Origin of the sequence: Nonomuraea solani, assembly GCF_900108335.1 — a bacterium.
In the GTDB taxonomy this organism is placed as follows: domain Bacteria; phylum Actinomycetota; class Actinomycetes; order Streptosporangiales; family Streptosporangiaceae; genus Nonomuraea; species Nonomuraea solani.
Window position 1 is genome coordinate 132,599 of the sequence record NZ_FNVT01000004.1, and the last position, 21,933, is coordinate 154,531.

Here is a 21,933-nt window from a genome sequence, read left to right on the forward strand (position 1 = left end):
AGATCCCCTTATCTAATGAACAGGCTGCTAGCAGCGTCGTTGGCAACACCGAGCACGGGCTCCGGATAGAGCCCCACCCCTACGGTAACCAGCAGCGAAACGGCGATGACGGCCACGGTCCCCAAACTGGGCACCGCGATCGCCGGGCCGTCGGCCGCGGGTTCGCTGAAGAACATCAGCACGATCACGCGGACGTAGAAGAACGCCGCGACGGCGGAGGCCACCACGCCCACGACGACCAGGCCGGCCATCCAGCCGCCCATGGAGTCGCCGGGCTGCGTGCCGCTGTTCAGGGCGGCCGCGAAGATGGCGTACTTGCCGAAGAAGCCGCTCGTCAGCGGGATGCCCGCGAAGGCCAGCAGGAAGAAGGCGAACACGCCGGCCAGCACCGGAGCGCGCTTGCCGAGCCCGGCCCAGCGCGACAGGTGCCCCGCCTCGCCGCCCGGGTCGCGTACCAGCGTGACCACCGCGAACGCGCCCACCGTGGTGATGCCGTAGACCGCCAGGTAGAACAGGATCGCCTTGAGCGAGACGGCGTTCTGCTGGCCGCTGCCGAACGTGGCCATCACGCCGACGAGCAGGAAGCCCGCGTGCGCGATGGACGAGTACGCCAGCATCCGCTTGATCTCGGTCTGCGTGATCGCCAGGATCGAGCCGACGACCATCGTCAGGGCGGCGACGCCCCAGATGATCGGCCGCCAGTTCCAGTCGAGGTTCCCCAGACCCACCCAGAACACCCGCAGCACGGCGCCCACGGCCGCGACGAGCGTGCCGGAGGCCATCAGAGCGGTGATCGGGGTCGGCGCGCCCTGGTAGACGTCGGGCTTCCAGGCCTGGAACGGCGCCGCGCCGATCTTGAACAGCAGGCCGACGGCCAGCAGCGCGAACCCGATCATGAGCAGCGGGTCGAGCCCGCCGCCCACGGACATGGCCTGGTTGATCCCCGGCAGCGAGACGGTGCCCGCGAAGCCGTAGATCATCGCGGTGCCGTACAGGAAGAACGCCGAGGAGAAGGCGCCGAGCAGGAAGTACTTCATCGACGCCTCCTGCGACAGCAGGCGGCGCCGGCGGGCCAGGCCGCACAGCAGGTAGAGCGGCAGCGACATGACCTCAAGGGCCACGAACATCATCAGCAGGTCGTGCGAGGCCGGGAACAGCAGCATGCCGCCCACGGCGAACAGGACCAGCGGGTAGACCTCGGTGTGGCCGGTGCCGTTGTCGTCGGCCTCGGCCTCCTCCTCGTCGGCGCTGCCCGGCACGGCCGCGGCGGAGGCCACGAAGTGCCCCTCGTCGTTGATCAGCAGCACACAGACGAACGACAGGATGAGGATGATGCCCCAGATGAACAGCGAGGGGCCGTCCACCGCGACCGCGCCCATGGCGGAGGCCGTGGTGGACACCTGGCCGCGTACGGTCTGCACGAGGACCAGCGCGAACGCGCCGGCCAGGCTCAGCAGGGTCAGCGGCACATGGAAGGACTTGCGCAGGTAGCGCGGTGCGAACGCCTCGATGAGCACACCGATGATGGCCGCGCCGAAGATGACCAGCAGCGGCGCCAGAGTGCCGTACTCGATCGTCGGCGCTGGGATGGTCGAGTTCACTGACCTGTCCCCTTCTCAGCGATGGTGGAGATGGGTACCTTCACGTTGGTCAGCGTCTGCTGCACCGAAGGATTGATCACGTCGAGCAGCGGCTTCGGGAAGAAGCCGAATCCGATGATCAGGGCCACCAGCGGCGCCAGCACCCAGATCTCGCGAGCGTTCAGGTCCTTGAAGGACTTGACCGGCTCGGCCGTCGGGCCGTTCAGGGCGCGCTGGATCATCCACAGGATGTAGACGGCCGCGAGGATCACGGCCACCGCGGAGATGATCGCGGCCACCGTCAGCGCGCCGGAGCCGTGGGCCTGGCTGGAGTACGTGCCGATCATGACCATGAACTCGCTGACGAAGGACGACAGCCCCGGCAGCGACAGACCGGCCAGACCGGCGATCAGGAAGAAGCCCGCCAGCATCGGCGCGACGCTCTGCACGCCTCCGTAGTCGCCGATGAACGGCGAGCCGCGCCTGGCGATCAGGAACCCGGCGGCCAGGAACAGCGCGCCAGTGGCGAAGCCGTGGTTGACCATGTAGAGGGCCGCGCCGGACGACGCGACGTCCGACATGGCGAACACGCCGAGCACGATGAAGCCGAAGTGCGAGATCGACGTGTACGCGATGAGGCGCTTCATGTCGGTCTGCCCGATGGCCACGATGGCGCCGTAGATGATGCTGATGACCGCCAGGACGACGATCGGCATCGTGAACGCCTTGGCCGCGTCGGGGAACAGCTCCAGGCAGAAGCGCAGCATCCCGAAGGTGCCGACCTTGTCCAGCACGCCCACCAGCAGCACCGCGGCGCCGGCCGGGGCCTGCGCGGCCGCGTCGGGCAGCCAGGTGTGCACCGGCCACAGCGGCGCCTTGATCGCGAAGGCGATGAAGAAGCCGCCGAACAGCCACTTCTGCATGGCCGGGTCCTGGATGACCCCGATCAGCTCGGGGAACATGAACGTCTTGCTGCCGCCGACCACGTAGAGCCCGATGACCGCGACCAGCATGAGCAGGCCGCCGAACAGGGAGTACAGCAGGAACTTGACGGCCGCGTAGGACCGCTGGGCGCCGCCGTAGGACCCGATCATGAAGTACATCGGGATCAGCATGGCTTCGAAGAACACGTAGAACAGGAAGATGTCGGTCGCCGCGAAGACGCCGATCATCATCGTTTCGAGCACGAGCAGCAGCGAGAAGTACGTCTTGACCGACCGCTTGGGCGCGATCACCGTGCCGTCGGCGGTCTTGACGCCGTCGGCGTCGTTCCAGGAGGCCAGCACCACGATCGGCACCAGCACCACGGACAGCGCGATGAGCACGAGCGCGACGCCGTCCACGCCGACCCCGAACTTCACGCCGAAGCTCGGGATCCAGTCGTACTCGGCCTTGAACTGGAAGCGCTCGCCGGCCGGCTTGAACCCGGCGGCCATGACGCCCGTCAGGACCAGCACCAGCAGCGAGACCAGCAGGGTGACCTGCTTGGCCAGCTTGTCACTGCCCTTGGGAAGCAGGGCCACCACGATGGCGCCCACCACGGGCACCGCCATGAGTATCGGAAGCCAGGGTGACATCAGATGTTCCCAACGAGGAGCAGGGCGCCGGTCAGCAGGGCGGCACCGATCAGGATGGACAGCGCGTACGTTCTGGCGAAGCCCGTCTGGATCCGCCGAAGGCGCCCGGAGCTGCCGCCGATGCCCGCCGCCAGGCCGTTGACCAGCCCGTCGATGCCACGGTTGTCGAAGAACACCGCGATGCGGGTCAGCCACTGGCCGGGGCGCATGAAAAGCGACTCGTTGAGCGCGTCACCGTACAGGTCGCGCCGGGCGAACGTGGTGACGAAGGAGCCGCGCGGCTGCACCGCGGGCACCTCGGCCTGGCCGTAGCGCATCCAGGCGAAGCCGGCGCCCACCGCGACGATCGCGAGCGTGGCGAGGCCGGGGACGCTGAACGGGTGGAACCCGGGCATTTCCTCCGGCCGGCCGACGGCCGGAGCCAGGAAGAGCAGCAGCCGGTTGCTGAGCACCAGGTAGGCGCCCAGGCCGAGCGCGCCGAGCGACAGGATCATCAGCGGCACCGTCATGACCAGCGGCGACTCGTGCGGGTGGGCGTCCTCGGCCCAGCGCGGCTTGCCGAAGAAGGTCATGAAGACCATCCGCGACATGTAGAAGCCGGTCAGACCGGCGCCCAGCACGGCCAGCCACCCGAGCACCTGGTTGTGCTCCATGGCGGTCTCGATGATGCCGTCCTTGGTGAAGTAGCCGGACAGCAGCGGGAACCCGATGATCGCCAGGTAGCCGATGAAGAAGGTGATGAAGGTGATCGGCATGTGCTTGCGCAGGCCACCGTACTTGCGCATGTTCACTTCGTCGTTCATGCCGTGCATCACGGAGCCGGCGCCAAGGAACATGTCGGCCTTGAAGAAGCCATGCGTGATCAGGTGACCGATCGCGAAGGCGTACCCGACGGGACCGAGGCCCGCGCCGAGCATCATGTAGCCGATCTGCGACATCGTCGAACCGGCCAGGCCCTTCTTGATGTCGTCCTTCGCGCAACCGATGATCGCACCGGCGAGCAGCGTGGCCGCGCCGACGATCGAGACGGCGAGCGCCGCGCCCGAGCCCTCGGGGAAGAAGAACGCGCCCGAGCGGACCACCAGGTAGACACCGGCGGTGACCATCGTCGCCGCGTGGATCAGGGCCGAGACCGGGGTCGGGCCCTCCATCGCGTCGAGAAGCCAGGACTGCAGCGGGAGCTGCGCCGACTTGCCGCAGGCGCCGAGGAGCAGCAGCAGGCCGATGGCGAGCATCGTGCCGTTCGCCTGGCCCGGCGTGATCGCCGCGCCCAGCTCCTTGAAGGTCAGCGTGCCGAACGTGGTCCAGATGATGAACATGCCGACGAGCAGGCCGAAGTCACCGACGCGGTTGACGATGAACGCCTTCTTCGCCGCGACCGCCGCCGACGGCTTGAACTGCCAGAACCCGATCAGCAGGTACGAGGCCAGGCCGACGCCCTCCCAGCCGATGAACAGGCCCACGTAGTTGTCGGCCAGCACCAGCAGGAGCATCGCGGCCACGAACAGGTTCAGATAGGCGAAGAACCTGCGCCGGTGCTCGTCATGCGACATGTAGCCGATCGAGTAGATGTGGATCAGCGATCCCACACCGGTGATCAACAGCGCGAAACTGATCGACAGGGGGTCGATGAGGAGCCCCATGTCGACCATGCCGGGAATGAACTCATAGAGATGAACGGCCCGCCGGCGCTCCTCCTCTCCGAACCCGATCAGCTCGAAGAACGCCAGCACCGCCACGACGAACGAGGCGAGCGACATGGCCACGCCCAGCAGATGGCCCCAGCGGTTCGTGATCCGGCCGAACGCCAGCAGGATGAACGCCCCCACCAAGGGGAAGACGATCATCAGCCAGGCGTTGCCGATCAGTCCGCCGGTGTGCTGGAAGATCTCAACAGGAGATTCCACCAGTCACCTCTAATACTTCAGCAGGTTCGCGTCGTCGACAGACGCGGACCTGCGGGTTCGGAAGATCGTCACGATGATGGCCAGGCCGACGACGACCTCGGCCGCGGCCACCACCATCACGAAGAACGCGATGATCTGGCCCTCCAGGTTGCCGACCTGCCTGGAGAAGGTCACGAAGGCGAGGTTGCAGGCGTTGAGCATCAGCTCCACGCACATGAACACCACGATCGCGTTACGCCTGACGAGCACCCCGAGCGCGCCGATGGCGAACAGCAAGCCCGACAGTACGAGGTAGTGCGTGGTCATTTCGTCACCTCGTTCTCGGAGTCGGCCTCGGCGGTGTGCTTGATGGCCTCGGCGAGCTTGGGATCCTCGGGCAGGTGACCCTGCTCGACGTCGTAGCGCGCGATGTAGCGGTTGACCGAGGCCTCCGCGACCGACCCGTCGGGCAGCAGCGCCGGCATGTCGATGGCGTTGTTCCTGGCGTACGTGCCGGGGCCCGGCAGCGGCGACGGGCGGTCACCGAGGAACCGGGCGCGGGACAGGTCCTTCTGCGTGACCTTGTCCGTGAGCTTCTCGCGGTGCGCCAGCACCATCGCGCCGAGCGCGGCGGTGATCAGCAGCGCCGAGGTGATCTCGAACGCGAACACGTACTTGGTGAACAGCAGCAGCGCGATCGAGCGGATGTAGCCGCCCTGCGCCGTGGCCTGCGCCAGGCCCGTCTGGCTCGCGAAGACCGCGTTGCCGACGGCCAGGACGATCAGCGCCAGGAACCCGATGCCGGCGATGACGGCCCAGAAGCGCTGGCCCTTCAGCGTCTCGACGAAGGAGTCGGAGGAGTCAACGCCCACGAGCATCAGCACGAACAGGAACAGCATCATGATCGCGCCGGTGTAGACGATGATCTGCACCGCGGCCAGGAAGGGCGCGTCCTGCACGGCGTAGAGGACCGCCAGGCAGAGCATCACGGTGCCGAGCATCAGCGCGGAGTACACGGCCTTGCGGCTGAAGACCATGCCGAGCGCGGCGCCGACGGAAACGACGGCGAGCACCCAGAACGTGATGGTCTCACCCATTGGTCCGCCCCAGCCGGTAGTAGTCCTCTTCGGTCTCACCGAGCCGCATCGCGTGCGGCGGCTGCTCCATGCCCTGGGTCAGGGGCGCGAGGAGCATCTCCTTGGTGAAGATGAGGCTCTCGCGGTTGGTGTCGGCGAGCTCGTACTCGTTGGTCATGGTGAGCGCCCGGGTCGGGCACGCCTCGATGCACAGCCCGCACAGGATGCAGCGCAGGTAGTTGATCTGGTACGTGCGCCCGTAGCGCTCACCCGGCGAGAAGCGCTCCTCGTCGGTATTGTCCGCGCCCTCGACGTAGATCGCGTCGGCCGGACACGCCCAGGCGCACAGTTCGCACCCGACGCACTTCTCCAGCCCGTCAGGCCAGCGGTTGAGCTGGTGACGCCCGTGGAAGCGCGGAGCCGTCGGCTTCTTCTCCTCCGGGTAGTTCGTCGTGACGGGCTTCTTGAACATCGTGTGGAAGGTGACCCCGAAGCCCTTGACGGGGTTCAGCCAATCAGTTAGTCCCACTGGGAATCTCCTTGCGCTGCACCCCGTGGTAGTGCGGCAGGTCGAGCGGCGGCACAGGGAAGCCGCCGGCCGTCGGTTCTTCGGACAGTTCCTCGAACTCGGCCTCCACCTGTGCCTTCCTGGCCTCCTTGCGGCGCTGGTTGACGGTGTCGAACCGCATCCAGATGGCCAGGGCGGCGATCACCACGATCACACCGAGCCCGATGCCGAGCATCTTGTTGTCGTCGTTGACCACCACGTTGCGCACGGCCGCGACGAGCATGATCCAGGCCAGGTTGACCGGGATCAGCACCTTCCAGCCGAGCGACATGAGCTGGTCGTAACGCACGCGAGGCAGCGAGGCGCGCACCCAGATGATGAAGCTGAAGGTCAGGATGAACTTGACGAGGAACCACAGCACCGGCCACCAGCCCGTGTTCGCGGCCTCCCAGAAGTAGGAGATCGGGAACGGCGCCCGCCAGCCGCCCAGGAACAACGTGACGGCGATGCCGGTCGCGGTGAAGGTGTGCAGGTATTCGCCCATCATGATCAGGGCGAACTTCAGCGACGAGGAGTATTCGGTCTGGAAGCCGCCGACCAGCTCGCCCTCACCCTCGGGCAGGTCGAACGGGATGCGCGCGGCCTCGCCGAACATGCAGATCACGTAGACCACGAAGGACGGGATGAGCAGCACCGCGAACCAGGTCTGCTCTTGCGCCTTGACGATCTCCGAAGTGGACAGCGTGCCGGCGAACAGGAAGATGGCCACGAACGACAGGCCCATGGCGATCTCGTACGAGACCACCTGCGCCGCCGACCGCAGACCACCGAGCAGCGCGTACGGCGACCGCGACGACCACCCGGCCAGCACCACGCCATAGACCGACACCGCGCCCATGGCCAGCATGAACAGCACCGCCACCGGCAGGTCGACCAACTGCAGCGGCGTCTGCACGCCGAACAGGTTGACCATCGGCGCGAACGGCACGATCGAGAAGGCCAGGAACGCCGGCACCACCATGATCACGGGCGCCAGCAGGTAGAGCATCTTGTCCACGGTCCGCGGGAAGAGGTCCTCCTTCAGGCCCATCTTGATGCCGTCGGCGACCGACTGCAGGAGGCCGAACTTACCGGCCCGGTTGGGCCCGTAGCGGTTCTGCATCCGCGAGATCAGCTTGCGCTCGAACCAGACGCCGAACAGGATGCCCAGCATCAGGAAGGCGAAGAGCATCACGGCCTTGATGATGGTGATCCACAGCGGGTCCTTGCCGAAGTCGGCGAGGGTGGGATCGGCCGCGAGAACGTGAATCATGAGGCGCTCCCGATGGTGACGATGTCGCCGGCCACCGCGCGCAGGTCACGGGTGACCGTGCAGCCGCCGGAGTTCGCCGGCACCCAGACCACGCGGTCCGGCAGGTCGGCGACGCGCACCGGCAGGGTGACGTTGCCGCCCACGACGAGCTTGTCGCCGTCGGCCACGCCCAGCTCGGCCGCGGTGCTCTCGGAGACGAGGGCTTCGGCGGGGCGGGCGGTGCCCGCGAGGTACGGCTCGCCGTCCTGCAGCCTGCCGTCGTCGAGAAGCTGGTGCCAGGTCGCCAGCAGGGCCTGGCCCGACTCCGGCACCTCCTGGGTGCGGGTCAGGGCGTTGGGCGCGCTGACGCGGCTGCCGCGCCAGGAGCCCAGCCCGGACAGCTCGCGCCGGGCGGCCTTGGCGTCCGGCAGGCCCAGGTGGACGTCCATCCGGTCGGCCAGGCTGCCGATGACGGCGAGGTCGCTCTGCAGCCCGGGCACCTTCAGCGGCGCCTCGAACGAGCGGCCCCTGCCCTCCCAGTTGACGAACGTGCCGCCCTTCTCCTGTACGGAGGCGACGGGCAGGACCACGTCGGCGCGGTCGGTGACGGCGCTGGCGCGGATCTCCAGGCTGACGATGAACGGCGTGTGCTCAAGGGCGTCGAGCGCCGCCGCCGGGTCGGCCAGGTCGTAAGGGTCGACGCCGGCCACGACCAGCGCCTCCAACTCGCCGTCGCGGGCGGCGGCGAGGATGCCGGCGGTGTCCCGGCCCGGCGTGGCGGGCAGCGAGGCCACGTTCCACGCCCTGGCGACCTCGGCCCTGGCGCTCTCGTCGTCGACCGGGCGGCCGATCGGCAGCAGGTTGGGCAGCGCGCCGGCCTCGATCGCGCCGCGCTCACCGGCCCGGCGCGGGATCCAGGCGATCCTGGCGTCGGAGGCGGCAGCGAGGCGGACCAGCGCGGACAGCGCGCCGGGGACGGTCGCCAGGCGCTCGCCGGCGAGCACGATCGTGCCCGCGGCCAGCGTGCCGACCAGGTCGCCGACCGCGTCGGCCTCGGAGCCCGGCGCGGTACGGATGAGCGTGCCGCCCATCTTCGCCAGCCCGGCGGAGGCGAACGGCGCGATCGCGCTGACCTTGAGGCCCTTCTTCATCCACGCCTTGCGCAGGCGCAGGAAGACGATCGGCGACTCCTCCTCGGGCTCGAACCCGACGAGCAGCACGTGCGGGGCGTTCTCAAGGTCGGTGTAGCTGATCTCGATGCCCTTGCCGGCCACCGCGTGCGCCAGGAACTGCGCCTCCTCGGCGGAGTGCGGCCTGGCGCGGAAGTCGACGTCGTTCGAGCCGAGCGCGAGCCGGGCGAACTTGGCGTAGGCGTAGGAGTCCTCGACCGTGCCCCGGCCGCCGACCAGCACACCGGCCTTGCCGCGGGCCTTGGCCAGGCCCTCGGCGGCCACCATCAGCGCCTCCGGCCACGAGGCGGGCACGAGCACGCCCTCCTCGTTGCGGACCAGCGGCTGCTTGAGGCGGTCGGGCTGCGTGGCGTAGGCGAACGCCCAGCGGCCCTTGTCGCAGTTCCACTCCTCGTTCACCTGCGGGTCGTTGCCCGCCAGGCGGCGGGTGACCCGGCCGCGCCGGTGGTCGGTGCGCAGGGCGCAGCCGCCCGCGCAGTGCTCGCACGAGCTCGGCGTGGACACCAGGTCGAACGGGCGGGCCCGGAACCGGTAGGCGGCTCCGGTGAGCGCGCCCACCGGGCAGATCTGCACCGTGTTGCCGGAGAAGTAGGAGTTGAACGGCTTGCCTTCGGCCGTACGCACCTGCTCCTTGGCCCCGCGCTCGAAGAACTCGATGAGCGGGTCGCCAGCGATCTGGTCGGAGAAGCGGATGCAGCGCGCGCACTGGACGCAGCGCTCGCGGTCGAGCAGCACCTGCGTGGACAGCGGCAGCGGCTTGGGGAAGGTCCGCTTCTGCTCCTGGAACCGGGACTCGCCCTGGCCGTTGGACATGGCCTGGTTCTGCAGGGGGCACTCGCCGCCCTTGTCACAGACCGGGCAGTCCAGCGGGTGGTTCATGAGCAGCAGCTCCATGGCCCCGCGCTGCGCCTTCTCGGCGACCGGCGAGGTGAGCTGGGTCTGCACGACCATGCCCTCGGCGACCTCGATCGCGCACGACGGCTGCGGCTTGGGGAAGCCGCGGCCGTTGCCCGCGTCGGGGATGTCGACCAGGCACTGGCGGCAGTTGGCCGCCGGGTCGAGCAGCGGGTGGTCACAGAACCTGGGGATCTGGATGCCCAGCAGCTCGGCGGCCCTGATGATCAACGTGCCCTTGGGGACACTGACCTGGAACCCGTCGATGCTGAGGGTCACCAGGTTCACTTCTGTCTCTACGACGGTCACTGCTCACCCCAGAGAGTGGACTTCTTCGGGTCGAACGGACAGCCGCCGATCTCGAAGTGCTTGAGGTACTCCTCGCGGAAGTACTTCACCGAGGAGTGGATCGGGCTGGTCGCGCCGTCGCCGAGGGCGCAGAACGAGCGGCCCAGGATGTTGTCCGCGATGTCGGTGATCGTGGACAGGTCCTCTTCGGTCCCCTGGCCCTTCTCCAGGCGCTTGAGCACCTGCTTGAGCCAGTAGGTGCCCTCGCGGCAGGGCGTGCACTTGCCGCAGGACTCGTGGGCGTAGAACTCCGTCCACCGCAGCACCGTGCGGACCACGCAGGTCGTCTCGTCGAAGATCTGCAGCGCGCGGGTGCCGAGCATGGAGCCCTTGGCGCCGACCGCCTCGAAGTCGAGCGGCACGTCGAGGTGCTCGTCGGTGAAGATCGGCGTGGAGGAGCCGCCCGGGGTCCAGAACTTGATCTGGTGCCCCTTACGGATGCCGCCCGCCATGTCGAGCAGCTCGCGCAGCGTGATGCCGAGCGGGGCTTCGTACTGGCCGGGCCTGGTGACGTGGCCGCTCAGCGAGAAGATGCCGAAGCCCTTGGACTTCTCGGTGCCCATCCCCGCGAACCAGTCGGCGCCGTTGGAGATGATCGAGGGAACACTGGCGATCGACTCCACGTTGTTCACGACAGTAGGCGAGGCGTAGAGGCCCGCCACGGCCGGGAACGGGGGCTTGAGCCGCGGTTGACCTCTGAAGCCTTCCAGCGAGTCGAGCAGCGCCGTCTCCTCGCCGCAGATGTACGCGCCCGCCCCGCTGTGCACGACCAGCTCCAGGTCGTAGCCCGAGCCGAAGATGTCCGTGCCGAGAAAACCCTTCTCGTACGCCTCCCGCACGGCCGCGTGCAGCCGCCGGATGACGTGCAGCACCTCGCCCCGCACATAGATGAAGGCGTGGTTGGCCCGGATCGCGAACGCGGTGATGATGATGCCCTCGACCAGCGAGTGCGGGTTGGCCATCATCAGCGGGATGTCCTTGCAGGTCCCCGGCTCCGACTCGTCGGCGTTGACGACGAGATAGTGCGGCTTGCCGTCGCCCTGCGGGATGAAGCCCCACTTCATGCCGGTCGGGAAGCCGGCGCCGCCGCGGCCGCGCAGGCCCGAGTCCTTGACGGCCTGGATGACGGCGTCGGGGTCCATGCCCAGCGCCTTCTTGGCCGCCTTGTACTCGCCATAGACGTCGAGCGTGAAGGAGTTGGGCTGGTCCCAGTTCGCGGTCAGAACCGGTGTCAAAGTCGTGCTCATGCCTCCGGTGCCTTCCATCCCTTGGCCTTGGCGACCTTCAGGCCCTCCAGCGAGGCGCCGGCGGCCGACGGGCCGTCGCCCGCGAGGTCGTCGGGCAGGCCGGCGAGCACGCGCGAGGCCTCCTTGAAGGTGCACAGCTTCTTCGGGCCGCGCGTGGGCCGCACGTCCTTGCCGTCACGCAGGTCGTCCACGAGTTGCTTGGCCGACTCGGGCGTCTGGTTGTCGAAGAACTCCCAGTTGACCATCATCACGGGGGCGAAGTCGCAGGCCGCGTTGCACTCCAGGCGCTCCAGCGAGATCTTGCCGTCCGGAGTCGCCTCCTCGTGACCCACGCCGACGTGCTCCGACAGCTCGTCCCAGATCTCGTCGCCGCCCATGACCGCGCACAGCGCGTTGATGCACACGCCGACGTGGAAGTCGCCCGCGGGCTTGCGCTTGTACATGGTGTAGAAGGTCGCCACACCGGTGACCTCGGCCTTGCTGAGGCCCAGCATCTGCGCGCAGAACTCCTGCCCGTCGTCGGAGACGTAGCCGTCCTCCGACTGCACGAGGTGGAGCAGCGGCAGCAGCGCCGACCGCGTCTTCGGATAACGCCCGATGATCTCCTTGGCGTCCCGCTCGAGACGCTCACGGATTTCCGGTGAGTAAGTCATGAGCGCACCTCCGGCGCCCTCATGACTTGCGTGCTGTGTCTAATTGTGTGCTCGACAAGCTCGCTCACCTGTCCACACCTCCCATGACGGGGTCGATAGAAGCCACCGCGGCGATGACGTCGGCGATCTGGCCGCCCTCCGCCATCGCGGGGAAGCTCTGCAGGTTGCAGAAGGACGGCTCGCGGAAGTGCACGCGGTAGGGCCGCGTGCCACCGTCGCTGACCACGTGCGCGCCGAGCTCGCCCTTGGGCGACTCGATGCTGGCGTACGCCTGCCCGGCCGGCACCCTGAAGCCCTCGGTCACCAGCTTGAAGTGGTGGATGAGGGCCTCCATCGAGGTGCCCATGATGTGGGCGATGTGGTCGGGCGAGTTGCCGAACCCGTCGGGGCCGAGCGCGAGCTGCGCGGGCCAGCCGATCTTCTTGTCCTCGATCATCACCGGGTCGCCCTTGAGGGGCCCCGCGATGCGGTCGAGCGCCTGCTCGACGATCTTGAGGGACTCCTCCATCTCCTTCATGCGGACGAGGTAGCGCGAGTAGACGTCGCAGCCGCGCTCGGTGGCGACGTCGAACTCGTAGGTCTCGTAACCGCAGTAGGGCTGCGACTTGCGCAGGTCCCACGGGAGGCCGGCGGCGCGCAGGATGGGGCCGGTGACGCCGAGCGCCATGCAGCCGGTCAGGTCGAGGTAGGCCACGTCCTTGGTGCGGCGCACGTAGACGGGGTTCTCGTCGAGGAGCTTGCGGATGTCCTTGATCCGCTTGGGCATCTCCTTGAGGAACTCGCCGACCTTGTCGACCGCGCCCGCGGGCAGGTCGACGCTGACGCCGCCCGGCCTGATGTAGGCGTGGTTCATGCGCAGACCGGTGATGTACTCGAACAGGTCCATGATCATTTCACGATCGCGGTACCCGAAGAGGAACGGCGTGGTCGCGCCCAGCTCCATGCCGAACGTGCCCATCGCGACCAGGTGCGAGGCGATGCGGTTGAGCTCCATCATCATCACGCGGATGGCCTGCGCCCGGTCGGGGATACGGTCCTCGATGCCGAGCAGCTTCTCCACACCGAGGCAGTAGGCGGTCTCGTTGAAGATCGGCGAGAGGTAGTCCATGCGGGTCACGAACGTGGTCCCCTGGGTCCACGTCCGGTATTCCATGTTCTTCTCGATGCCGGTGTGCAGGTAGCCGATGACGCCGCGCGCCTCGGTGACCGTCTCACCGTCGAGGGTCAGGACCAGGCGGAGCACGCCGTGCGTGGACGGGTGCTGCGGGCCCATGTTGACGACGAGGCGCTCCTCCTCGGAGTCGCGCACACCGGTGACGACCTCGTCCCAGTCGGCGCCGGAGACCGAGTAGACCTTGCCCTCGGTCGCCTCGTCATAAGCGGTGCTCACGAGTAAGACCTCCTCTGATCCGGCGCGGGGATGGTGGCGCCGCGGTATTCGACCGGGATGCCGCCCAGCGGGTAGTCCTTGCGCTGCGGGTGACCGTCCCAGTCGTCCGGCATCATGATCCGCGTGAGGCCGGGGTGACCGTCGTAGACGATGCCGAAGAAGTCGTACGCCTCCCGCTCGTGCCAGTCGTGACCAGGGTAAACGCTCACGGTCGACGGGATGTGCGGATCGCCGTCAGGCGCGCTGACCTCGACGCGCACGCGCCGGTTGTGGGTGATCGAGCACAGGTGGATGACCGAGTGCAGCTCCTCGCCCACCAGGTGGGGGTAGTGCACGCCGGTCACGCCGAGCGAGAGCTCGAAGCGCAGCGCGGGGTCGTCGCGCAGCTTCTGGCAGACCTCGACCAGGCGCTCGCGCCTGACGTGCAGCGTCAGCTCGCCGCGGTCCACGACCACGCGCTCGATGGCGTCGTCGAGGTCGAGGCCGTCGACGAGCTCGTCGAAGTAGCCGCCGTACGGGCGGGGCGTCGAGATCTGCGGGGCCCTGCGGACGACGAGGCCGCCGTAGCCGGAGGTGTCGCCGGAGTCCTGCGCCCCGAACATGCCGTGCCGGGCGACGGGCGCCTCGGGCACCGCCGGGACCGGGACCGCGGGGGTCTCCCCGCTGTCCGGGCTCCCGGGAAGGTTGTCGGGCGAGGTCACTTCGCGGCCCCCTGGTCGATCAGCGGCAGCGTGCGCAGCGCCTTCAGCTCGAGCTCCTCGATCTGCTTGGCCCGGTGCGCGCCGAACTTCGTGTTCTGGATCTTGTCGTGCAGCTTCACGATCGCGTCGATCAGCATCTCGGGCCGCGGCGGGCAGCCGGGCAGGTAGATGTCGACGGGCACGACGTGGTCGACGCCCTGGACGATCGCGTAGTTGTTGAACATGCCGCCGCTGGAGGCGCACACGCCCATGGAGATGACCCACTTGGGCTCGGCCATCTGGTCGTAGATCTGCCGCAGGACGGGAGCCATCTTCTGCGACACGCGACCGGCCACGATCATCAGGTCGGCCTGGCGGGGAGACGCCGAAGCGCGCTCCATACCGAAGCGCGCCAGGTCGTAGTGGGGGCCACCGGTGGCCATCAGCTCGATGGCGCAACACGCGAGGCCGAACGTGGCCGGCCATACGGAGTTCTTCCGCGCCCATCCGGCGGCCGCTTCGACCGTGCTGAGGATGAACCCGCTGGGCAGTTTCTCTTCAAGTCCCATTTTCTCAGTCCCAGTCCAGACCCTTGCGGCGCCACACGTACGCGTAGGCGACGAGCACGGTGACGATGAACAGCAGCATCTCGACGAGCGCGAACAACCCCAGGCCCGAGGAGAGCACCCGGCCGAGGTCGTCCGTCTGCGGCGCGAACGAGACGGCCCACGGGTATAGGAAGATGATCTCGATGTCGAAGACGATGAAGAGCATCGCCGTGATCATGTATTTGAGCGGGAACCGTCCGCCACCGACCGGCTGGGGCGTCGGCTCGATACCGCATTCGTAGGCGTCGAGCTTCGCGCGGTTCCAGCGCTTGGGACCGGTGAAGGGAGCGATGGCGACCGAGAAGATCGCGAAGCCCCCCGCGAGAACGGCGAGCACCAGGATGGGCACGTAAAGGTCCATCGCTACGCCTCCTCTGGAGTCGCCGCGCGCGCGGGCGCGCAGCCGGATCTGTTGATTGCGAGATTCATGCTGGTGGGGCGACCTTCGAGAGTGCGTTAATGATCATGTCTGACGCATCGCCTCGCCGGTCGGTGAGATTACCAAGGAGTTTGAGCGCGAAGCGCATCAGCCTAGGGTGAGGCAAGCCGTGCCTGGTCCCGAAGCTCATCACCCCGGGCTTCCCGATGGCTTCGACGAACAACCTCCCTAGCGTGAAATATCCGCCGTAAGCGCTCTTGAGCACCTGGGGATACGTCCGCAGGATCCGCTCGCGCTGCGCGGGAGTGGTGTTCTTGATCGCCTTGGCGATGACTTCGGCGGCGACTTCGCCGGTCTCCATGGCGTAGGCGATGCCCTCGCCGTTGAAGGGGTTGATCGACCCGCCGGAGTCGCCGACGAGCATGAGGCCGCGCGTGTAGTGCGGCTGCCGGTTGAAGGCCATCGGGAGCGCGGCGCCGCGGATCGGGCCCGTCATGTTCTCCTCGGTGAAGCCCCACTCCGGCGGCATCGAGCGGCACCAGCGGCGCAGCAGGTCGCGGTAGTCGATGTTGCCGAACTGCGCGCTCGTGTTGAGCAGCCCGAGCCCCACGTTGGAGGTGCCGTCGCCGACGCCGAACACCCAGCCGTAGCCGGGCAGCAGCGTGTCGCCGTCCCACAGCTCCAGCCAGGTCTCCAGGTAGTCGTCGTCGTGGCGGGGACTCTCGAAGTAGGTCCGCACGGCCACGCCCATCGGGCGGTCCTCGCGCTTGTGCAGGCCCATGCCCAGGGCCAGGCGGGTGCTGTTGCCGTCGGCGGCCACCACCAGGCGGCTGCGGTATTCGCGGCCGTCCTTGGTCTTCACGCCGATGATGTGCCCGCTGCGGTCGTCGAGGACGGGGCCGGTGACGGTGACGCCCTCCATGAGGCGTACGCCGTTCTTGACCGCGTTGGCGGCCAGGATCTGGTCGAAGTCCTGGCGGGTACGGACGAGCCCGAAGTCGGGGAAGCGCTCCAGTCGCGGCCAGTCGAGCTCGAACCGCAGGCCACCGCCGACGACGCGCAGGCCCTTGTTCCTGATCCAGCCGGGGGCGTCGATGTCGACGTCCATGTTCTGCAGCTGCTTGACCGCGCGCGGCGTCAGTCCGTCGCCGCAGACCTTCTCACGGGGGAACCTGGTCTTCTCCAGGAGGAGCACGTCGATCCCGGACTGAGCGAGATACCAGGCGGTCGCGGAACCGGCGGGACCGGCGCCGACGACGATGACGTCGGCGTCTGGTGAGCTCATGGTCGCGCCCGCTTCGCCATTCGTCGGCTACTCCGTGGCTCTCGGGCGTCGAGCTCCTGCTCTTGGCGGGTGGCTGTTGGCACGGTCACTGGACTCGTCCTGTCCTACACGCTCGAAGGCCTCGGGGTGTCGCGCCTTCGTTCCTTTGTGAACCCCTTCACAAACTTGTCGGCCCGCAGTCTACTGCTTTTCCTGTACATAGTGGCAGTCGGGGTGCCGTTCTGTGATCGGAGAGGACGGTGTGTCGTCAGGGGCCACGGCGTCATGATCGTCACGCTAGCAGCCGGGCCCCCGGCACTCAGAGGCCCGCGAGCGAGGCGATGCGATCTCGAGACGCTTCTTCGTCGAGCGCGGCGTCACACAGGAGATCGAAGAACACGGAATAGCGATAGACCCGCTCCTCCGCCTCGATCAACTCAAGGGCCGGATAGTCCTCCGTGTAGACCACGTCGCCCGAGATCGGCCCGAGTAGCGGCATCGAGGGAAATCCCAGGTGCACGAAACTCGATAAGTCGATCGGATGCGGCTGCTCCAGCAGCAGCATCCGAATCGTGATATTCGGCTGGTCTGAGAGTTTCAGCAGGTGGCGTAACTGCTCGTGCATCAGCGCCGCGTCGGCGCCGCCGAAGCGGCGCCGCAGGGCCGCCTCCTCCACCACCGCCGTGTAGGACAGCCGCTCATTCATCAGCAGTTGCTGGCGGCGCATCCGGGCCCGGGTCCTGCGCTCGATCACGGTGGGCGGGGCCAATTCCACCGAGCGGTAGAGCATCGCCATTTCGGTGGCGTACGCGCGGGTCTGCAGCAGGCCGGGCAGCACGTTGTTGTTCCAGGCCCTGATCGACGTGGCGCCGTCCTCCAGCCCGATGTACTCCAGCACGACCTCGGCCAGGACGTCGGAGTAGGACTCCCACCATCCCTTGGGGGCGTGGTTGCCGGCCAGCTCCAGCAGCAGGCCGGCCTCGTCGCCGGCGGCCTCGTAATGCCGGAGGAGCCGGGCCACGTCCTTGGCGGAGGGGGCCACCTGTCCCGTTTCGAGCCGGGAGAGTTTCGAGGTCGACCAGTGCAGGGCCTGCGAGACCTGCACTCCGTTGAAACCTAGGTCTTCGCGCAGCCGCCGCAGCTCGGTGGCGAGTTTCCGGCGGCGGAGTATCGGATTGATTTCCCCGATCACTCAGCCCTCCTCTGCGACATTCCGCTGTATATGCCCATGGCAACGCGTGCGCAATCGTCGCCGGGAAGGGTGATTAGTGTTTCGCAAGGAGTCCCCGTCGTCATCTCTGCGGGAATTGCACGGGGCCGCCCTGCGGCACACCCTAAGGGTAGCCCGCAGGCAGGAAAGCGGGCCAGATCGGAAACGAGGTTTTCGCCAGACGCGTGCGGGCGGATGGTGGGACCCCATCCGCCCTTACCGCGAAGCACCCCGACTCTGACCAAGGAGCGGAAATTGGAGCCGCGGACATGACCGACGCTACTCGTGAGAGCGGAGATCGCAAGGGCGGATGGTCGCGATTAGCGATCGCCGCGAACCGGTGGTTCTGGCGCAGATCCAACGACTACGCGAGGGGGCAAGGCTGGGAGGTCGACAGGTCCGACTGGGGCGGCAGGAGATACCGCGACCCCAGGTTCGAGGCGCGCAAGAAGGAGCTCCTGGAGTCGCCGCCCGAGGAGCAGCCGACCAGCGAACCGCCTCCGCGCAAGTTCAGCCCCGGGGACGGGTTCCCCAGGAAGCATCCGAAGATCGCCAGGGCACACGACCTCATCGCCGCCGCGGGCCTGCTGTGGCGATGGCGGATCGAGATCGCCCTGGCCGTCGCCATTCCGATGGTCGCCATCCCGCTGGCGGACCGGCTGGGACTGGCGGCGACACTGCTGCTCGCGGGGGTGGCAGTGCTCGCCGGCGGTTCGCTCCCGCCCGTACGCAGGGTGATCGGCCGGGTGATGCTCCGGCACCGCTTCCAGGGGTTGTGCCTGCGTACGTCGATGCGCACGCCCGAGGGGCGCATGCCCCTCATCATCCACACGCAGTCCACGCCGTACGGCACGGCGATGCTGATCTGGTGCCGATCCGGCATGAGCCCGGAGCTGTTCGAGGACTACATCCCCGAGATCCGGGTCGCCTGCTTCACCAAGGAGGTGACGTTCTACCGCCACCACCGCTGGGCCCACCTGCTCACGATTGAGCTCAGGCGGGCTTGAACCCCCTGTGCATGGCGACGATCCCCATCGTGAGATTGCGCCAGGCCACCCGTTCCCAGCCGGCGTCCTGGATCGTCCGGGCCAGCGTCGGCTGGTCGGGCCAGTCTCTGATCGACTCGGCCAGGTATTCGTAGGAGTCGTCGTTGGACCCGAACACCTTGGCCATCTTCGGCAGCAGCCGCATCAGATATTCGCGGTAGACCCGGTCGAACGGGTCGAACGTCACGTGCGAGAACTCCAGGATCACCAGCCGCCCGCCCGGCCTGGTCACCCGGAGCATCTCCCGCAGCGCCTGCGCGGTGTCGTGCACGTTGCGCAGCGCCACCGAGATCGTCACCGCGTCGAACGCCTCGTCGGCGAACGGCAGCCGCAGCGCGTCGCCCGCGATGAACGGCACGCCCGCCCCCGTCAGCGCGTTGCCGCCGTGGCGGCGCACGCCGGTGCGCAGCATGCCGAGCGAGAAGTCGGAGGCGATGGCCCGCGCGCCCAGCGTGGTGAACGCGTCGGTGGAGGTGCCGGTGCCGGCTCCCAGGTCGAGCACGACCTCACCGGGCCCCGCGTCGACGGCGGCCGCCACCGCCTTGCGCCACAGCCTGACCTGCCCGAGCGAGATCACATCATTGACCAGGTCGTAGCGCCGGGCGGTGCGATCGAACATCGCGGCGACCTCGTCCGGCTGTTTGTCCAACTGAGCGCGCGTCATGCCCACAGCCTATGGGGGCCGCGCCCCGCACAGGCTTAGAGGGGCTATCGGGACAATCAACGGAAAGTAGCCGCGAGACTACCCAACGTCTGCTAGAACTTGGCGAATGCTTGCCCGTGTCGCCCTTGCGGCGATCATCGCCTCGGCCCCGGTCCCGCATTCCCGCGTCGTATCGGCCGACCCGATCGACAGCACCCCCCATGTGCTCGACGGCATCGTCAACGCCATCACCGTCGTCGGCGGCACCGTCGTCGTGGGCGGCTCGTTCAGCGAGGTGAGCGACGCCGCCCGCACCACCACCTACCCGCGCGACAACCTGTTCGCCTACGACCTGGCCACCGGCCGCGTGCTGCCGGGCTTCGCGCCGAGCGTCGCGGGCCCGGTCTACGGCCTGGCCGCGGGCGAGCGCGGCACCGTCTACGTCGGCGGCGAGTTCCACGGCGTCGACCAGATGCGCGCCAGGGCGCTGACCCGGCTCAGTCTCGCCGACGGCGCGCTCGTGCCCGGCTTCGCGCCGCGCATCGGCGGCGGCATGGTGACCTCGCTGGTCAGGCAGGGCACCAAGCTCTACGTCGGCGGCGACTTCATCAGCCCGCGCACCGCGCTGGCCCGGCTCGACGCGGCCACGGGCGCGGCCGACCCAGGCTTCACGATCACCCCGGACGGGCCGCTGACCTCGGCGGCGAAGGTCTACGCGCTGGCCGTCTCGCGCGGCCGGCTGGCCGTGGACGGCTCGTTCACGACGCTCGACGGCCATTCCCGGCCGCAGCTCGGGCTGATCGACATCAGCGGCCCCAAGGCCAGGGTCGCTCCCTGGCGCACCGAGGCGTACGCGAGCCGGTGCGCGACCGCGTTCCCGTCGTACGTGCGCGGCCTCGACTTCTCACCTGACGGCGACTATTTCGTGGTGGTCACCACCGGCGGCCCCAAGGGCGGGATGTGCGACACCGCAGCGCGATACGAGACCTACGCCAGGGGCGCGAACCTGCGGCCGACGTGGGTCAACGCGACGGGCGGCGACTCGCTCTACTCGGTCGCGGTGACCGGCTCCGCGGTGTACGTGGGCGGGCATCAGCGCTGGCTGGACAATCCGCGGGGACGCGACTCCCGTGGGCCGGGCGCGGTCTCACGGCCGGGCATCGGCGCCATTCATCCGCGTACCGGAAAGGCGCTCAGTTGGAATCCAGGGCGGGAGCGAGGCATCGGTGTGAAGGCGTTTTACCCGCATAGCAGAGGACTACTTGTCGGTAGCGACACAACGAGACTCGGACGGGAGTACCATGCCCGGATTGGCATGTTCCCCCTGCCCTAGTCGTCCTGCGGCTTCGGACGGTCGAGCCTGCCGCTGATACGTTCGCTCACCACATCGCGCTGCTTCGACAGCAGGACGTAGCTGGCTATGCCACTGATCACGAATGAAGCCGCGATCAGTGCGAGCGGGTTTGTCAGGCCGAGCAGGTAGAGGACCCCCAGGGTCACGAGAAACAGGCCGATCCGCGACGCGGTGTAAACGAGAACAGGACGCACAGGACGAGGTTACTCGGACCTGCGTAGCGGTCGCTCTTCGCATCGGACGCGAGCGCTGCTACTGTTCCCAGTTAGGGAGTTTCGTAAAGAAACACCCACGAGAGCCCCAAAGAGGCTCTATCATATAACAATCGGGCAGTCAGCCGATAACAACCCGTGATCTTTGTAGAAAACCACGGATAAATCAGGCTTCGCTCGACACACTGGTTACCTGTCCGCCCGCTGGCAGGAAGCGGGATGCGAGGGGGAGAGATTGGTGGAGAGTAGCAGCGAGCGTCTGCTAACCCCAGGAGAGGTTGCCGCCCTCTTCCGGGTAGACCCAAAGACGGTTACGCGCTGGGCAGCGGCAGGCCGCATCAGCAGTATCCGCACCCCCGGAGGGCACCGGCGCTTCCGCGAGTCGGAAGTCCACGCCCTTCTCCGAGGCGAGGACGTTCTTACGGCCGACAGGCCAGCAGGTGAGTCCCCGCGCGTCTGACGTTCCGTCTGGTCGGTGATCCTGCAAGGTGGGCCGGAAACAATGGCTCGCCGCAGGTGGCACAGTCTGTACCTGAGCCAGGGTCACCGTCGGGCGGGACCCACTGTTCGCGTGCTTCCCGGCCACACTTTCGTACGGCAAGCACAGGGCGGCGCCAACCGCCGACCGTGGCTGGCGCCTGTCCGTTCCCTAGGCATCTCCCTGCTCTGCCTTGTAGGCCAGGAACTCGCGTTCCAGCTCGTCGTTCCCCTCTTCCCAGCGCCGGCGGCGCAAGGCCGCCTCCTCCTCGGTCAGCGACTCCGTCAGCCACTGGTCGTAGTCGGGGTCACCAGGTTGCACGTCCACGTACGCGTTGCCGATCAGACGCCCGTCTGCGCTGGTCAGGCTCTGCGGCACGCGCAGAGTCCCGTCCGCGAGCCGGATGACGTACATGGCCG

21 protein-coding genes and 1 pseudogene are annotated in these 21,933 nt (G+C 67.9%); 3 read left to right on the plus strand and 19 right to left on the minus strand.

Translation table 11 applies throughout. The annotated features are described in order from the left end of the window. Positions 1 to 8 precede the first annotated feature (8 nt). From nuoN to C4V41_RS16205, 16 genes and pseudogenes are all read right to left on the minus strand, one after another. Positions 9 to 1,601, minus strand: a complete 1,593-nt coding sequence (gene nuoN, locus C4V41_RS16130) for an NADH-quinone oxidoreductase subunit NuoN (protein WP_103956709.1) — start codon at positions 1,599 to 1,601, stop codon at positions 9 to 11. Beyond that, positions 1,598 to 3,157: an NADH-quinone oxidoreductase subunit M gene (locus C4V41_RS16135; protein ID WP_103956710.1), complete on the minus strand. Its 1,560-nt coding sequence runs from the start codon at positions 3,155 to 3,157 to the stop codon at positions 1,598 to 1,600. Before C4V41_RS16135 ends, nuoN begins: the two co-directional genes overlap by 4 nt. Then, a complete protein-coding gene (gene nuoL, locus C4V41_RS16140) occupies positions 3,157 to 5,004 on the minus strand; it encodes an NADH-quinone oxidoreductase subunit L (protein ID WP_200824082.1) in 1,848 nt (615 codons plus the stop codon). Before nuoL ends, C4V41_RS16135 begins: the two co-directional genes overlap by 1 nt. A 69-nt stretch (positions 5,005 to 5,073) precedes the next feature. Then, a complete protein-coding gene (gene nuoK / locus C4V41_RS16145; protein ID WP_103956711.1) occupies positions 5,074 to 5,370 on the minus strand; it encodes an NADH-quinone oxidoreductase subunit NuoK in 297 nt (98 codons plus the stop codon). Next, on the minus strand, positions 5,367 to 6,140 hold the full coding sequence (locus C4V41_RS16150) for an NADH-quinone oxidoreductase subunit J (RefSeq protein WP_103956712.1): 774 nt from the start codon (positions 6,138 to 6,140) through the stop codon (positions 5,367 to 5,369). Before C4V41_RS16150 ends, nuoK begins: the two co-directional genes overlap by 4 nt. Next, the gene (gene nuoI / locus C4V41_RS16155; RefSeq protein ID WP_103956713.1) at positions 6,133 to 6,648 is read right to left on the minus strand and encodes an NADH-quinone oxidoreductase subunit NuoI; all 516 of its coding nucleotides are present in this window, start codon (positions 6,646 to 6,648) and stop codon (positions 6,133 to 6,135) included. The genes C4V41_RS16150 and nuoI overlap by 8 nt, the downstream gene beginning before the upstream one ends. After that, a complete protein-coding gene (gene nuoH / locus C4V41_RS16160; RefSeq protein ID WP_103956714.1) occupies positions 6,635 to 7,939 on the minus strand; it encodes an NADH-quinone oxidoreductase subunit NuoH in 1,305 nt (434 codons plus the stop codon). Before nuoH ends, nuoI begins: the two co-directional genes overlap by 14 nt. Then, the gene (locus C4V41_RS16165) at positions 7,936 to 10,290 is read right to left on the minus strand and encodes an NADH-quinone oxidoreductase subunit G (RefSeq protein ID WP_235030156.1); all 2,355 of its coding nucleotides are present in this window, start codon (positions 10,288 to 10,290) and stop codon (positions 7,936 to 7,938) included. The genes nuoH and C4V41_RS16165 overlap by 4 nt, the downstream gene beginning before the upstream one ends. Positions 10,291 to 10,307: 17 nt before the next feature. Next, the gene (gene nuoF / locus C4V41_RS16170; protein ID WP_103956716.1) at positions 10,308 to 11,597 is read right to left on the minus strand and encodes an NADH-quinone oxidoreductase subunit NuoF; all 1,290 of its coding nucleotides are present in this window, start codon (positions 11,595 to 11,597) and stop codon (positions 10,308 to 10,310) included. Next, a pseudogene (gene nuoE, locus C4V41_RS16175) lies at positions 11,594 to 12,283 on the minus strand (NADH-quinone oxidoreductase subunit NuoE); the annotation flags it as partial. The pseudogene nuoE and the gene nuoF, both read right to left, overlap by 4 nt. A gap of 31 nt (positions 12,284 to 12,314) precedes the next feature. After that, positions 12,315 to 13,640: an NADH-quinone oxidoreductase subunit D gene (locus C4V41_RS16180; protein WP_103956718.1), complete on the minus strand. Its 1,326-nt coding sequence runs from the start codon at positions 13,638 to 13,640 to the stop codon at positions 12,315 to 12,317. Then, entirely contained in the window at positions 13,637 to 14,341 is a 705-nt protein-coding gene (locus C4V41_RS16185; RefSeq protein WP_103956719.1) for an NADH-quinone oxidoreductase subunit C, read from the minus strand. The genes C4V41_RS16180 and C4V41_RS16185 overlap by 4 nt, the downstream gene beginning before the upstream one ends. After that, positions 14,338 to 14,889 (minus strand): NuoB/complex I 20 kDa subunit family protein, encoded by a 552-nt coding sequence (locus C4V41_RS16190; protein WP_103956720.1) that lies wholly within the window; start codon positions 14,887 to 14,889, stop codon positions 14,338 to 14,340. Before C4V41_RS16190 ends, C4V41_RS16185 begins: the two co-directional genes overlap by 4 nt. Positions 14,890 to 14,893: 4 nt before the next feature. Further along, the gene (locus tag C4V41_RS16195) at positions 14,894 to 15,289 is read right to left on the minus strand and encodes an NADH-quinone oxidoreductase subunit A (RefSeq protein ID WP_080043646.1); all 396 of its coding nucleotides are present in this window, start codon (positions 15,287 to 15,289) and stop codon (positions 14,894 to 14,896) included. A gap of 64 nt (positions 15,290 to 15,353) precedes the next feature. Continuing rightward, entirely contained in the window at positions 15,354 to 16,592 is a 1,239-nt protein-coding gene (locus C4V41_RS16200) for a geranylgeranyl reductase family protein (protein ID WP_103956721.1), read from the minus strand. A 298-nt stretch (positions 16,593 to 16,890) separates the two neighbouring features. After that, positions 16,891 to 17,763, minus strand: coding sequence for a helix-turn-helix domain-containing protein (locus C4V41_RS16205; RefSeq protein ID WP_103956722.1), 873 nt, complete (start codon positions 17,761 to 17,763; stop codon positions 16,891 to 16,893). Positions 17,764 to 18,050: 287 nt separating this feature from the next. Here C4V41_RS16205 and C4V41_RS16210 point away from each other — a divergent pair, with 287 nt between their 5' ends. After that, positions 18,051 to 18,788, plus strand: a complete 738-nt coding sequence (locus C4V41_RS16210) for a hypothetical protein (protein WP_103956723.1) — start codon at positions 18,051 to 18,053, stop codon at positions 18,786 to 18,788. On the opposite strand, the gene C4V41_RS16215 is transcribed toward C4V41_RS16210, so the two are convergent. Further along, positions 18,775 to 19,491: a demethylmenaquinone methyltransferase gene (locus C4V41_RS16215; protein ID WP_103956724.1), complete on the minus strand. Its 717-nt coding sequence runs from the start codon at positions 19,489 to 19,491 to the stop codon at positions 18,775 to 18,777. The genes C4V41_RS16210 and C4V41_RS16215 overlap by 14 nt on opposite strands. A 106-nt stretch (positions 19,492 to 19,597) precedes the next feature. Here C4V41_RS16215 and C4V41_RS16220 point away from each other — a divergent pair, with 106 nt between their 5' ends. After that, a complete protein-coding gene (locus C4V41_RS16220) occupies positions 19,598 to 20,803 on the plus strand; it encodes a hypothetical protein (RefSeq protein ID WP_103956725.1) in 1,206 nt (401 codons plus the stop codon). Here the strand turns inward: C4V41_RS16220 and C4V41_RS16225 are convergent. Then, positions 20,800 to 21,018, minus strand: a complete 219-nt coding sequence (locus C4V41_RS16225; RefSeq protein WP_103956726.1) for a DUF4229 domain-containing protein — start codon at positions 21,016 to 21,018, stop codon at positions 20,800 to 20,802. The two genes, C4V41_RS16220 and C4V41_RS16225, sit on opposite strands and share 4 nt — an antisense overlap. 256 nt (positions 21,019 to 21,274) lie before the next feature. Between C4V41_RS16225 and C4V41_RS16230 the strand changes: the two genes are divergently transcribed. Further along, a complete protein-coding gene (locus tag C4V41_RS16230; protein ID WP_026214226.1) occupies positions 21,275 to 21,496 on the plus strand; it encodes a BldC family transcriptional regulator in 222 nt (73 codons plus the stop codon). Positions 21,497 to 21,685: 189 nt separating this feature from the next. Here C4V41_RS16230 and C4V41_RS16235 read toward each other — a convergent pair whose 3' ends face one another. Beyond that, positions 21,686 to 21,928, minus strand: a complete 243-nt coding sequence (locus C4V41_RS16235; RefSeq protein ID WP_103956727.1) for a hypothetical protein — start codon at positions 21,926 to 21,928, stop codon at positions 21,686 to 21,688. Positions 21,929 to 21,933 lie beyond the last annotated feature (5 nt).

Excerpts from the sequence above, each read along its gene's own strand:
- C4V41_RS16190 (WP_103956720.1), bottom strand. The coding sequence starts at position 14,889 with ATGGGACTTGAAGAGAAACTGCCCAGCGGGTTCATCCTCAGCACGGTC.
- C4V41_RS16235 (WP_103956727.1), bottom strand. The coding sequence starts at position 21,928 with ATGTACGTCATCCGGCTCGCGGACGGGACTCTGCGCGTGCCGCAGAGC.
- nuoL (WP_200824082.1), bottom strand. The coding sequence starts at position 5,004 with ATGATCGTCTTCCCCTTGGTGGGGGCGTTCATCCTGCTGGCGTTCGGC.
- C4V41_RS16200 (WP_103956721.1), bottom strand. The coding sequence starts at position 16,592 with ATGAGCTCACCAGACGCCGACGTCATCGTCGTCGGCGCCGGTCCCGCC.
- nuoH (WP_103956714.1), bottom strand. The coding sequence starts at position 7,939 with ATGATTCACGTTCTCGCGGCCGATCCCACCCTCGCCGACTTCGGCAAG.
- C4V41_RS16135 (WP_103956710.1), bottom strand. The coding sequence starts at position 3,157 with ATGTCACCCTGGCTTCCGATACTCATGGCGGTGCCCGTGGTGGGCGCC.
- C4V41_RS16215 (WP_103956724.1), bottom strand. The coding sequence starts at position 19,491 with ATGACGCGCGCTCAGTTGGACAAACAGCCGGACGAGGTCGCCGCGATG.
- C4V41_RS16195 (WP_080043646.1), bottom strand. The coding sequence starts at position 15,289 with ATGGACCTTTACGTGCCCATCCTGGTGCTCGCCGTTCTCGCGGGGGGC.
- C4V41_RS16150 (WP_103956712.1), bottom strand. The coding sequence starts at position 6,140 with ATGGGTGAGACCATCACGTTCTGGGTGCTCGCCGTCGTTTCCGTCGGC.
- C4V41_RS16210 (WP_103956723.1), top strand. The coding sequence starts at position 18,051 with ATGACCGACGCTACTCGTGAGAGCGGAGATCGCAAGGGCGGATGGTCG.
- nuoF (WP_103956716.1), bottom strand. The coding sequence starts at position 11,597 with ATGAGCACGACTTTGACACCGGTTCTGACCGCGAACTGGGACCAGCCC.
- C4V41_RS16220 (WP_103956725.1), top strand. The coding sequence starts at position 19,598 with ATGCTTGCCCGTGTCGCCCTTGCGGCGATCATCGCCTCGGCCCCGGTC.
- nuoK (WP_103956711.1), bottom strand. The coding sequence starts at position 5,370 with ATGACCACGCACTACCTCGTACTGTCGGGCTTGCTGTTCGCCATCGGC.